This is a genomic window from Staphylococcus sp. Y174-1, from assembly GCF_049897865.1.
Lineage (GTDB): Bacteria > Bacillota > Bacilli > Staphylococcales > Staphylococcaceae > Staphylococcus > Staphylococcus saprophyticus.
In genome coordinates, this window is record NZ_JAFCXB010000002.1 from 227012 (window position 1) to 240274 (window position 13263).

14 protein-coding genes are annotated in these 13263 nt (G+C 30.6%); 5 read left to right on the plus strand and 9 right to left on the minus strand.

What is annotated here, in order from left to right; all coding sequences use genetic code 11:
- Nucleotides 1-6 precede the first annotated feature (6 nt).
- Nucleotides 7-468 (plus strand): hypothetical protein, encoded by a 462-nt coding sequence (locus ACP7BT_RS07940; RefSeq protein WP_228482850.1) that lies wholly within the window; start codon nt 7-9, stop codon nt 466-468.
- Between the two features lie 317 nt (nt 469-785).
- On the opposite strand, the gene ACP7BT_RS07945 is transcribed toward ACP7BT_RS07940, so the two are convergent.
- The 4 genes from ACP7BT_RS07945 to ACP7BT_RS07960 all read right to left on the minus strand — a co-directional run bounded on the left by ACP7BT_RS07945 (nt 786) and on the right by ACP7BT_RS07960 (nt 4198).
- Nucleotides 786-1301, minus strand: a complete 516-nt coding sequence (locus ACP7BT_RS07945; RefSeq protein ID WP_002482445.1) for a YceI family protein — start codon at nt 1299-1301, stop codon at nt 786-788.
- A 178-nt stretch (nt 1302-1479) separates the two neighbouring features.
- A complete protein-coding gene (gene adcA, locus ACP7BT_RS07950; RefSeq protein WP_426303758.1) occupies nt 1480-3012 on the minus strand; it encodes a zinc ABC transporter substrate-binding lipoprotein AdcA in 1533 nt (510 codons plus the stop codon).
- A 184-nt stretch (nt 3013-3196) separates the two neighbouring features.
- Nucleotides 3197-3802, minus strand: coding sequence for a DsbA family protein (locus tag ACP7BT_RS07955; RefSeq protein WP_002482443.1), 606 nt, complete (start codon nt 3800-3802; stop codon nt 3197-3199).
- Nucleotides 3803-3829: 27 nt separating this feature from the next.
- Nucleotides 3830-4198, minus strand: coding sequence for a cystatin-like fold lipoprotein (locus ACP7BT_RS07960; protein WP_037537751.1), 369 nt, complete (start codon nt 4196-4198; stop codon nt 3830-3832).
- Nucleotides 4199-4475: 277 nt separating this feature from the next.
- Here ACP7BT_RS07960 and ACP7BT_RS07965 point away from each other — a divergent pair, with 277 nt between their 5' ends.
- The gene (locus tag ACP7BT_RS07965; protein WP_041079235.1) at nt 4476-5708 is read left to right on the plus strand and encodes an aminoacyltransferase; all 1233 of its coding nucleotides are present in this window, start codon (nt 4476-4478) and stop codon (nt 5706-5708) included.
- A 104-nt stretch (nt 5709-5812) separates the two neighbouring features.
- On the opposite strand, the gene ACP7BT_RS07970 is transcribed toward ACP7BT_RS07965, so the two are convergent.
- Nucleotides 5813-6145 carry an ASCH domain-containing protein gene (locus ACP7BT_RS07970; protein ID WP_080588838.1) on the minus strand — a complete coding sequence of 111 codons (333 nt, stop codon included), beginning with the start codon at nt 6143-6145 and terminating at the stop codon, nt 5813-5815.
- Between the two features lie 163 nt (nt 6146-6308).
- The gene (locus tag ACP7BT_RS07975) at nt 6309-7772 is read right to left on the minus strand and encodes an MDR family MFS transporter (protein WP_037537746.1); all 1464 of its coding nucleotides are present in this window, start codon (nt 7770-7772) and stop codon (nt 6309-6311) included.
- 219 nt (nt 7773-7991) lie between these two features.
- Between ACP7BT_RS07975 and ACP7BT_RS07980 the strand changes: the two genes are divergently transcribed.
- Complete coding sequence (locus tag ACP7BT_RS07980) at nt 7992-8096, plus strand: putative metal homeostasis protein (protein WP_011302442.1); 105 nt, start codon at nt 7992-7994, stop codon at nt 8094-8096.
- Between the two features lie 255 nt (nt 8097-8351).
- On the opposite strand, the gene ACP7BT_RS07985 is transcribed toward ACP7BT_RS07980, so the two are convergent.
- Entirely contained in the window at nt 8352-9038 is a 687-nt protein-coding gene (locus ACP7BT_RS07985; protein ID WP_041079237.1) for a 2,3-diphosphoglycerate-dependent phosphoglycerate mutase, read from the minus strand.
- Nucleotides 9039-9415: 377 nt separating this feature from the next.
- Here ACP7BT_RS07985 and ACP7BT_RS07990 point away from each other — a divergent pair, with 377 nt between their 5' ends.
- The gene (locus ACP7BT_RS07990; protein WP_002482437.1) at nt 9416-9784 is read left to right on the plus strand and encodes a hypothetical protein; all 369 of its coding nucleotides are present in this window, start codon (nt 9416-9418) and stop codon (nt 9782-9784) included.
- Between the two features lie 286 nt (nt 9785-10070).
- Here the strand turns inward: ACP7BT_RS07990 and ACP7BT_RS07995 are convergent, their stop codons facing one another.
- The gene (locus ACP7BT_RS07995; RefSeq protein ID WP_041079238.1) at nt 10071-10940 is read right to left on the minus strand and encodes a cation diffusion facilitator family transporter; all 870 of its coding nucleotides are present in this window, start codon (nt 10938-10940) and stop codon (nt 10071-10073) included.
- Nucleotides 10941-11199: 259 nt separating this feature from the next.
- A complete protein-coding gene (locus ACP7BT_RS08000) occupies nt 11200-11583 on the minus strand; it encodes a GtrA family protein (protein ID WP_037537739.1) in 384 nt (127 codons plus the stop codon).
- Between the two features lie 273 nt (nt 11584-11856).
- Here ACP7BT_RS08000 and ACP7BT_RS08005 point away from each other — a divergent pair, with 273 nt between their 5' ends.
- A complete protein-coding gene (locus ACP7BT_RS08005; protein ID WP_002482435.1) occupies nt 11857-13062 on the plus strand; it encodes a multidrug effflux MFS transporter in 1206 nt (401 codons plus the stop codon).
- The last annotated feature ends 201 nt before the right edge of the window (nt 13063-13263 follow it).

The window sequence follows — 13263 nt, forward strand, 5'->3', positions numbered from 1 at the left end:
GCGCTCATGCTTTATATACTATTTATATTTATAGGTTCTTTCGTACTTATATTATTTGTCATTAAAAAATTAATTATGACATGGGGAGATAGTAAAAAGACTTATATTGCTGTTGGTTTTTCATCAGCTATCGTCTTCGGTATTTATATATTAAGTGAGTATTTATTACGACATTATCCAATATTTATTTTTTGGTCACCTAATCAAACTACTAATTTTATTATTGGCATAATACTTTTATTACTAACAATGGCCATTTGCTTGCTATTAAAGAAAAAATATTTTGCTGGTCTTATTTTAATCTTATGTCTGCCTAACATAATAAGCCGGATATTTACTGGCGGCGATTACTCTAATAAAAATTTCTTAATCATTTCATCTATTGTATTAACAATTATCTCTTTATCTTTCATTGCTTATATTGTTGTACAATATTATCGTGACAAAAAATCAACCGACAATAATTAAATATAAAAAGCTACTCGATTAACAATTTGTTTCAAATATAGACCAAGCTACTGCATTAATTTTGTGTTAGTTTGGTCTATTTTTATATCGTTTGCGTAATTCAATGTAATAAACATTACGGCTTTTTAATTTAGATATTCTCATGTTTTTAATGTATTGGCATTTATTTGGACCGACTCCTACGGGAAAAGCACTAGCCGAAGACTACAGGTTATGGCAGTGCCAACGGAAAGCGTGCACAAAAAAACTGCCGACAAAGCCAAAGACTTTGTCGGCAGTCTGAACCTACTCGATAATCTAGTAGTTTTTTATATAGTTTAGTCTTCTAATGCGAATTCTAAACTCACTTGGAATTTCACATCTTTACCAATCATTACGCCACCAGTTTCAAGTGCTTGGTTGAACGTGATACCATATTTTTCGCGGTTAATTGAACCGTTAACAATAAATCCAACCGTTGTTGCACCGTTCATTGGGTTTTTACTTTGGCCTTCATATGATAAGTCAAAAGTTTCTTCATTCGTTTCGCCTTTAATTGTTACATTACCTGTGATTGATTTTTCATCTACTTTAGTAATTTCAAATTTGATTTCTGGATTATTTTCTACATCTAAGAAATCTCCACTACGTAAATGCGCATCACGATCATCTACACGTGTATCAATAGAGCTCGCATTAATTGTAAAATCACCTTTAATTGTACTTAAATCATTAATGTCGCCATCAATATTTGCATCAAACTCTGTAAATCTACCTTTAATATTTGAAATCATTAAATGTTTTACTGAAAATTCTACTACTGAATGTGCTGCATCGAAATTAAATTTTGTCATTATCACTATACCTCCAAAGTATTATAAGTTTTGTTGATACATTTATTATACCAAGTATATAAAATACATCAAACAAAAAGCTTAAATATTTTCTTCTAAATTCATTATTCCCATTTCTGAATAAAGTATTCATTTGAAGATTCAAACAATTGTGAAGGTTTATTGAAAATTATCATTCTTAATGAGCTAACATTTCCTCTTTAATTTCCTCGCTATTTAACGAATTTGGATAATATGTTGGCCAATTATCTAATTCTTTTAAAATCTTATCTTTATTATTGCCCATAAAAATATGGAAATGTGCAGCTTTTTTCGGTGCAATATTATGATCACTGAACTGTACATATTTAGGTAAATGACTATTTTGATCTACTAATTTAAAAGTATATCTCACACCTCTGTTACCTTTTTCATATTTTAAAATATCTTTGCCATCATATACATATTTCCCAGTTTCTTTTTTACCATCTTTTTCAAACGTTATTGTATCGTTTGAAATAGTAATATGACTTATATCTGTTTTATAACCTTTTTCATAATATGACTTATATGCTTTAGCAGACATGGAATCATCATCTTCTGCTTTATGTTCCATAACTTCATCCAAAGTACCATCTTTTAAGTAAGGATAAACTGATTGCCAGTTGCCTTTATAATCACCCAATGTTCTATCTTTAACTTGGCTATCTTTAAAATAACCGTCAGAAATCGCTTTATCATATTTACTCTGTTCCTTATCGTCTTCAGTTTGAATAGAATCACTCAATGCTTTATCCATATTTGTAATATTTTTCTTCATCAATGATTGATAACTCAACTTATGATCTTGTTGCTGCGATTTATTTAAAGATCCCATATTATAAAATTTTAAAGGTTTTGCCTCTGTTTCTTTACGTATTGTGTCTGTCACTTTATTTGATACATTATCTTCATAAAAAATGTATTTAGCTCCAGAATCTTTAATTTCTTTCACAATGTTCGACAATGATTTTTGTGAAGGATCTTCAGCATTCATATTTTGTACACCTTTTTGAACAAAATCATATCTTTCTGCAAGATATCCAATAGATTCATGAGATATAAATATCGTATTACCTTCTTTATTTTCAGTAATAGATTTCAAATCTTTATCTATTGCTATTAAATCTTTATTTAATTTTTCATAGTTTTTTTCATATGTTTTCTTGTGTTTAGGATCCTTCTTAATTAGTTCATCTTTAATCTCTTTAGCAAATGTCTGATCAAATTTAGGATCTAACCAAACATGAGGATCGTATCCGCCATGATGGTGATGTTCATCATGGTCATGTCCTTCTTCCTCATGACTATGTTGGTCCGTAAGCAATTGAGATTTATCTAATTTATCTTCAAGTGCTAATTTTTTATCATCTTTTTTAATTGTACTTGCTACTTTTTTAGCAACTGGATCTAAATTATCACCAGTATATAGAAATAAGTCGGCTTTTGATGCATTAATTATATCTTTTTGTGTAGGTTCGTAATTATGTAAATCTGTTCCAGCTGGGTAGATAGAATTCACCTCTACGTGTTTACCACCTATTTGTTCAGCAAATGACTTCAAAGGGAAAACAGTTGTATTTATTTTTATTTTTTCATTCGATTTTGTATTATCGGACTCTCCTTTTCCACAACCGGCTAGAACTACCATGAATGCCAGAACCATAATACTAATGTATGTAATTTGTTTCAATTTTAAAACCTCCTAAATAGTAATTGTTACGATTTATAATTATATGCTTTCTTCCTCATAAAAACAATACTAAATATAAAATTTTCGTAATTATTACGATTTAATGCCGAGAAAAAACACAGACAAGTAAAATCAAAAATGTGATTATACTTGTCTGTGCTCATTTCAACTTTTAGTTAAATTTCTACTCTTTTTCTAATATTTTTTTGTAATTCTCAAAATCATAAGGATCTTCTACTTTTTGGCCATGGACGAAAACAGTAGGCGCTGTTTCAATATGGTTATCTTTATATTGCTTTTGATCCTTTTTTGCAGCTACCCAAGATTTACTGTTTTCTTGTTTATAGTCGTCTTTGATTTCTTTTTTAAGCGTCGTATTAATTTTAAGTTTATCTATTTGTTGATCAACTATTTGATTTGTAATCCATGCTTTTTCTGAATTAGGTTGTTGTTTAAACATTAATTCTTGAAATTTTAAATATTGTTCTGGTGCTAGCCTTTGTACAGCATGACCTGCTCTTGAACCAATAATAGAATCATCACCTAAAAATGCCATATTAACAAATTGATAGTCCACTTTATCTGTATCAATATAGTGCTTTTTCAATTTTGGCATTACATTTTTTTCGACTTTTTTACAATATGGGCACTTAAAATCTCCATACTCAATAATCTTTATTTTCCCATCAGACGTTGTTTTATCATCTTTATGTGTATCTTCTGGGTTGGTACAAGCAGTTGCTAATACAAGTGTAAGCACTAGCACGATTGATAACCATGCTTTTTTCATTTATTACACCTCAATTTCATTTACTCGTTATTCGTCTAAATCCATATTTTCTTCTTTATAGTCTGGGTCATGTTTCTGTATATAGCCTTTTGAATTAAAATCTTTTTTAAATGTTGTTTTACCATCTTTATATTCATAAGCATAATAATGAATCTCTTCATCATTCTTAATAGGTTTATAGGCAATGATTACAAATTTGCCTTTTTCATATACATATATATTGGCATCTTTTTTGTCAAATTTGCGTTCAATATCACCTTTGTGTTGTTCTGCAAGTTTTTTCTGATAATGTTGTTGTTTATTTACTGCTTTATCTATTTTATCTGCATATTTACCACTACTACACCCAGCAATCATTAATGTAGAGATGACAATTAGCGTTATAATCTTTTTCATACTTTATTTCACTCCTAAAACAATCCTCTTTTTAAATTAAATACTTTGATATACATTATAACCGTAAGTAATATCATACACTGAATTAGCAAAATGTACTATAGTATTTTTAAAGTATATAGCCTACCAATGTGATACACTATTTAATAAAAATATTTTTAATATTACAATCTGTTTTTTTGTAAAACATGGTATTTAATAGTAAATTTGGTATACTACTTATAAGTTGTCCAACTCAATTTCAAAATAAACGTTGCCATTTAAGGAGGCAAAATATATGTTCTTTGTGAATCTTACCCCTGAAGAATTCCAAACATTCACACAAAATCACTTTTCACATTACACACAATCACGTGTTAATTATGAAGCTCAATACAATGCACACTTGTTAGGTGTTAAAGACGACAATGGCGAAGTCATTGCTGCTGGTATGTTTACAGAAGCACGCGCGCTAAAATTCTTTAAATATTTTTATAGTCAACGTGGACCTATCTTAGACTATACCAATTTGTCACTAGTTGATTTTTACTTTAGCGAATTAACAAAATATCTTAAACAACATAATTGCCTATACGTATTACTTGATCCATATATCTTAGAAAACTTGAGAAATGCTGATGGCGAAATCAAGAAATCTTACGATAATCGTATGCTTATAAGCACTTTAGAAAAACTAGGTTATAAACATCAAGGTTATCCTGTAGGTTATTCAAAAACGAGCCAAATACGTTGGCTATCTGTCTTAGATTTAAAAGACAAATCAGAACAACAATTACTTAAAGAAATGGATTACCAAACGCGACGTAATATCAAACGTACTGAAGAAATGGGCGTTAAAGTACGTCAACTTCCTATAGAAGAAACCAATCGCTTTTTCAAACTATTTAAGATGGCTGAAGAAAAACATGGCTTCAGCTTCCGTGACGAACCATACTTTGAACAATTACAAAAAGATTATCAGAGCTTTGCTTCAATACAATTAGCATATATTGATTTAAGCGAATACGTTAACGGCCTTAAACAAAAACTAGACACATTAAATCATCAAATGAAAGACGTGGAAGCTGCATTACAAGAAAGTCCAAATTCTAAAAAACAAAAAACGAAACAAACACAACTTAATCAACAAATTGTCAGTACACAACGCAAAATTGATGATACTAATAAGACAATTACGACGGATGGCCCAGTCTTAGACTTAGCAGCTGCTATCTATATTTATAATGATTATGAAGTATATTATTTATCTAGTGGTTCTAATCCAGACTATAATGCCTTTATGGGTGCTTATAAGCTGCAATGGGAAATGATTAAATTTGCAAAGAATCACAATATCGATCGTTATAATTTTTACGGGATCACTGGTGACTTTAGTGAAGACGCCATTGATTATGGCGTTCAACAGTTCAAAAAAGGCTTCAATGCAGATGTTGAAGAATATATTGGAGATTTTGTTAAGCCAATCAAACCATTACTCTACAAACTAGGAAAACGAATTGGAAAATTATAGCCTCATTGTGTAACTATGAAATAAAAAAAGGTTTAGGACATGTTTTGATGTCCTAAACCTTTTTTCATGTACTAAGTTATGCTTTTACAAAATACATTTCTCTATTATGGAACTAAATGTATTTCAATTGCTAATGCACCCAAATGAAGTTCGTCAGTTTGATTATATATTTGATAGATAGATGCTAATTTTTGAGATAATTGCATCTCATCACTAAAACCTACTTCTTTATTTGAATAATGTTGTAGTAATGCTTGGAACGAATCGTACACTTTAACATTATCCACTTTCACCTTCACTTGTTCACCTGTTGCTAAATTAGTAAATTCTATGAAATCGCCTATTTGCACTGCTTGTCTTTTCTCATCATTCAATCTAACTTCTACAGTTTTTGTACTATTACTTACTAACCGAAATGGTTCTTCATATAAGCCCATCGAATGTTCTATAAAGCCTTTCACCCTTTTCCTATAAATCTTATGATGTAACATTAAAAATACCATAATCCTGTCATTTAAAACACTAAATTCGTCTTGCTCGATAATAATATAAAAACTGTCGGCAACATACACGCTGCAGACAGTTTCGGTCTTTTAATAATTATTTGCTTTGTTGTTGTTCGAGTTCTTGTTGCTCTTGATTTATTTTACGTTTACTTTTAAGCATAAATACACTGATTAAACTGATAATAGAAATGATTACAGCAAACCAAAATGCTGCGTGATAACCGCTTAACAATGCTTCATGTTGTATTTGCATTGCCATTTCTTTTTTACCCATTCCTTTATAATCACTCATATTAGGTGAAAAGTCTTTTGCTACTTGACTCATAATTGTTATTAAACCTGCCGTCCCTATGGAAGCTGATATCTGTTGAACTGTATTAGTCATAGATGAGCCATGCGCATTCATCTCTCGTGACAATTGGTTCATTGTATGCGTCATAAGTGGCATTAAACCAAGTGCTATACCAATCATTCTAATAGCGTAAATTGTCGCTAATATAGCTGATGATGTGTTTTCATCCATAAATATAAAGTATGAACTTGTTACAACGACAATCAGCATACCTATAAATGCAAGTATTTTTGCACCATATTTTTCATATAGGAAACCTGAAGCCACTGACATAATACCCATCACAATTGCACCAGGTAATAATATTAAACCAGACTGTAATGCTGTATCTTTCATAATATTTTGCACAAACATTGGTAATACTGTTTCCGAACCTATCATAGCAATCATCGTAAAGGCCATGATAACAATTCCCACTGCAAATTGACTATTTTTAAATACTGAAAAATCAAGTAACGGGGTTTCTAATCTTGTTTGACGGAAAATGAATAACACGACTAATATTAAGCCGCCAATAACTGTTGTCAGTACAACAGGATCATTCCATCCATCTCGAGATAAAGAACTTGTCCCATAAAGTAAACCACCAAAGCCTAAGACTGACAAGGCTATAGATAATATATCAATAGGCGCTTTCCTGTTGGTACCAACATTTTTCACAAATTTTATCGCACCAAGAAATGTTAGCGCTGCAATCGGCGCAACGACATGAAATAGTGAACGCCAATCAAAATACTCCACTAAATAACCTGAAAGCGTTGGACCAATGGCAGGCGCTAAACCGATAACTAAACCAAAGGTACCCATGTATTTACCACGTTCATGTGGTTCGAAAATATCTAAAATTGTAGTCATCATTAATGGCATCATAATACCTGATCCCATTGCCTGCACAATTCTTGCACATAATAAAACCGTAAAATTAGGACTAAATCCTGCAATGATTGTACCGATAAAGAATATAAAAATTGCAGTTAAGAAAACTTGTCTTGTTGAAAAACGTTGTATAATCATTGCTGATAACGGAACAACAATGCCGTTTGTTAATAAAAAGGCAGTTGTAAGCCATTGTACTTGCGTATAATCTATATCAAAATCTTTCATTATACTCGGTAATGCCGTTGTCAACAGTGTTTCATTTAATAGTCCAAAGAAACCACCAAACAACATCATTAGAATCATAATTATTTTTGTTTTTTGAGTCATTTTTATCTCCTATTTACACATTCGTCTTTAGCACATTTATTTGTCGCATTTATGCATTATACATATAAAATGTTTATCTGACATTAAAATAACTCAAAAAAATGGTAATTTTTACAAATTAGGTTATTAGATAAAAAATTAATCGTAAATCGTAATAATTACTATTTACAAAACGTACTTTTTAATTCATAATCAATTTCTATAAAGGAGGTTTTATGTATGAAATTAGACTTACAAACAGCACGTAGAAATTTAAATAGTCCTAATATCAAAACACGTAAACGCGCACGCAAAATTATTCAACAACATAAGCGTAGTAAATAATTTATCTTCATAGCATGTCGCTATCATTTTAAACATGCCACGTTATTTTTAATATCCAACTATTTTTTCCACAATTAAAAGAGTCTAAGACATTTATTTTTGTCTCAGACTCTTTTAAACATATGCATAATAATTATCTTCCTTTAGATAACCTATTTGATTAGCTATCCTTGGTACCCTATTACTACAAACTCTTATTAAAATTATTTTTTCTGACTGGTTTGCTTTTTAAAGGCTATTTACTATTACTTTCAATTATAAGTAATATTTGTCTATAACTTGTAAGTCATCTGTAAGTTCATATATTAATGGTGCACCTGTTTTAATTTCATATCCAACGATATCTTCATCAGAAACATTCTCTAAATACTTAATCAATGCACGTAATGAATTACCATGCGCTGATACTAACACTGTTTTACCATCTAAAAGTTGTTGAGAAATTTGATCGTTCCAATACGGTATCACTCTTACTAACGTATCTTTTAGGCTTTCAGATTCAGGCATGACACGTCTATCCAAATGTTCATATTTACGGTCATTTAAATAACCTTCTCGTTGTGCTTCATCTTGTTTTGGCGGTGCAACATCATATGAACGTCTCCAAATATGTACTTGATCTTCACCAAACTTTTTACGTGCATCATCTTTATTTAGTCCTTGTAAACCACCATAATGTCTTTCATTTAATCTCCAAGATTTAATTATAGGAATAAATAATTGATTAGATTCATTTAATAAGTGATAAGTTGTTTTAATCGCACGTTCGAGTAGAGATGTATAAACTATATCGATTTCAATGCCTTGTGCTTTTAATTTTTTACCAGATGTTATGGCTTCATTTTCGCCCTGTTCTGATAGATCAACATCTGCCCATCCTGTAAATAGGTTTTCTGCATTCCACACACTTTGTCCATGTCTACATAAAATTAATTTTGGCATAATATTCCTTCTTTCATTAAGTGAAATTAAATTTTTTGCGATATTTACAGTAATATTACAATTCGCATATGCATAACATATCCCATAAATACTTTAATAATCGCATTTATGCTGTCGTCTTTGCTTTGATATATTAAAATTATAACAATTTACAATAGCTTTTGAAATAATTGTAGTCCTTTATTCACAAAAGATACTTTCTTTTTATTTTACTGTAACCTACGTTATAAAATTAGGTGTTATAGTTGTAATCGTTGAAAAAAAGCAAAGCAAATAAGGCAGTAAATTAAATAAATAGTACTTTAAACAAATTAGAACACAAACCTGTTCATTATATTAAAACAGACAGGTACATTCATTAGGAGGATTTTTAAACTATGAAAAAATTATTATTAGCATCTTTCGCATCAATTACAATTGCAGCTACTGGATACGGCGTAACATCAACAGCGGATGCTGCAGAAACACCAGTACAACAATCATCTCAATCTAATAGCGATGTATACAGCCAATTTATCGAAGCTGGTGGAACTAAAGCATTATGGGACAATATTGTAATGCCTGAATCAAGTGGTAATCCTGATGCAGTAAATGAATTAGGATATAGAGGTTTAGGACAAACGAAAGAAGCTTGGGGAACAGGCTCAGTTGAAGAACAAACTAAAGGTATGATTAAATATGCTGAAGACCGTTATGGTTCAATAGATGCAGCAATTGACTTCCGTTTAGCTAACGGTTGGTGGTAAGTATCATGTCACGAGAGTGACTTTAAAATAAATAACTTAGACTAATGAAAACAGCAATTTCTATTGTAATAAAATAGAAATTGCTGTTTTTTTACGATGACATCAAATCATTATTGATTCTAATTAGGCCTGTATTTAAAGCTACTCACGAAAGCAATAAATGCCTTTGTAAGAGCATAAATTTTGATAACATCATTTTTATATACAAAATAACTGATAGTTAAAATATGAATATTTAGATCTCAAACGCTTTTACAGTCAAGTCACATATTGACACGCTCATTTTTCATTGTATGGAAACAGGTTCTGGATGTACATAAACTGAAGAAATACCTTTTTCATGCATGTGATGTTCTACTTTGTCACAAATATGATGTGCTTCTTCCAAAGATAAATCAGATTCCACTACAATAGTGACATCTACAAAGATGCTACTGCCATGATATCGACCTTTAATTGACTGAACATCAATAACCTCTTCTATTTCTAAGACATAATTTTTATATGCTTCTAATTCTTGCTCATTGAATCCATCGCTCAAAGTGAAGATAGATTCTTTAAAAATTCCAAAGCCTGTATATATTATAAGTAGGCCTAAGATTGTCGCTAATATGATATCCACAATTGGAAAGCCAATTTGTGTAAATACTAAGCCAATAGCCGTACCAATACTGACCAAAGCATCAGACAAGTTATCTTTTGCTGCAGAATTTAGAGAACTACTATTTGTACGTTTAGCTAATTTTTGATTAATAAAGAAGACTATGATCATGATGACACCACTGATAACACTGACATAAATCGTGATTGCATTTGGTGTTGCATATGCTCCTGAAAAAATTCGAGGGAAATTTTCTATAACAACTTGAATACCAACAAACATGATAATAAATGAAACAAGCAGTGTGGAAATATTTTCTGATTTTAAATGACCGTATGGATGATTTTTATCCGCAGGTTTTATTGAAATTTTCAATCCTATAATTACAGCTAGCGAAACGATAATATCCGTCATATTATTTAAACTATCCGCTCTTACTGCTGCTGAGTCATATACATAACCAACAAAATACTTTACTATAGACAGAATGATATAAACAATTAAACTAAGATATGCGCCTTTTTGAGCGATTTTTAAATTCTCACTTTGTGTCATGTCTGTTTCCACCTTAATTGATATTGGATAATATATTATGACGCATCAAAACAACATTTACAACATTTTTTATTATAAAATTATTTAATATAATTATTTTAATTATTTATTTAGCCTTTCCTAAAAATCACTATCAAATTGCATAAAAATAAAGGAAATAATCAAGAAATTAATTATTAGAAATTGATTTCTTGGTTGTTTCCTTCAACTAAAAAGATTAAATAAAGTTGGTGTTCCCTTTTATAACAGGAACTTTGTATCACTCGTCTCTTAATATATATTTTGATAAGACAAAGGTAATTGGAATCGTGATAATTAATCCAGCAAACGGTGCAATGACCGATGATATATGAAACCATTGTACAAATACGTATAACAAACCTGTTTGCATTCCCATATTTACAACCTGTGTCAACGGAAATTGTATAAATTTTCGCCATGTAGGTTTTACTTTATAAACAAAATAGCAGTTCAAATAATACGAAATAATAAAGCTGACTACAAACCCACTTACATGACTGACTAAATAATTAATACCTAATAATTTTAATAATATTAAATAGACCACATAATAATTAAACGTATTTATGCCACCTACTATGATGAATTTAATTACTTCATATTGTGTTTTACTTAAGCTCATTCATTTACTCCTTTATAACCAAACATTATCTATCTTGTATCTCAATTGTGCGATTTAAATGATTCGTATTGTGATTCATTGTAAATATGCTACATTAAATTTATTCATAATCTATTGTATTATATAACAATGTTGATATCATGCAACATACATTGCATTTCGACAAGAAATTTTTCCATTGCATTTATCTTTACGTATGGGATAATAGTCTAGTTAAGAAATTATCCGCTTTTTCACACTATACTTTAATCCGATTTTTAAGGAGTATTATATATGGACAAAACTTCAAATCCCCGATTACCCATCATGGTCATCATTATGTTGGGAATCATGACTACCTTTGGTCCTTTAACGATAGATATGTATGTGCCATCGCTTCCAAATGTACAAAATGCTTTTGACACAACGGCTTCACAAGTACAACTCACTCTTTCATTTGCAATGATTGGTCTTGCAGTTGGACAATTTATCTTCGGACCATTATCAGACGCTTATGGTCGCAAAAAAGTAGCATTAATTATTATTTCATTATATGTCATCGCTTCATTAATAGCCGTGTTCACGACTTCGCTGTCTATCTTACTTACACTTCGTCTCATACAAGGGTTAACTGGCGGTGGTGTCATCGTCATTGCTAAAGCATCCATTGGCGATCAACATAAAGGAAAAGCGTTAGCTAAAGGCTTAGCGTCTCTACTTGTTGTTAATGGCATTATCAGTATCATTGCGCCATTAATTGGAGGATATGCACTAACTATCGCAAATTGGAAAGCAATATTTTTAATATTAACCATTATAAGTTTTGCAATTTTGTTATTTGCCTTTTTTAAAATGGAAGAAACAAGAAGTACACATCTCTCAAAACTTAACTTTTCAGCTATTTTTAAAAATTTTGGTTCCTTATTAAAGAAACCAGCTTTCATTATACCTATGTTACTACAAGGGTTAACGTATGTGATGTTATTTAGTTTTTCATCAGCTGCGCCTTTTATCACTCAAAAAATTTATGACATGACGCCACAACAATTCAGTATTTTATTCGCAATTAACGGTATCGGGTTAATTATAGTGAGTCAGTTAACCGCTACATTAGTTGAATATATAAATCGTTATTTGTTATTAATACTACTAACCCTGATTCAAATAGCTGGCGTTATTCTAATTTGCTTTACGCTTATATTCCACTTACCACTTTGGGTATTAGTCATTGCTTTCTTCTTAAATGTTTGTCCTGTTACTGGAATCGGACCTTTAAGTTTTACTTTGGCAATGGAATCTAGAACTGGCGGTAGTGGCAATGCATCAAGTTTACTTGGTTTATTCCAATTTATATTAGGTGGTATAATGTCGCCACTTGTGGGATTAAAAGGAGAATATAGTGTCATGCCTTATATAATCATTCTGATTATAACGACGATTTTCATTGTATTACTCGAAATCTCATTAAAATCATTTACCTTCAAAAACAGTTCTAATTAAAAAATCAAATAATGAGAGGCTGCGACAAACATAGATGTCCAGCCTCTTTTTATATTAGGTAATAGATGACTGAATTGAAAATGCAAAGTCTCACTTATTTAAAGAAACGATTTTTTCATTTTATAGAAACGAGTCATTCTGATGCATCAGCAAACGCATATATTGCCACATAAAAATGCTAGCAAGATTTATGCATGAGCA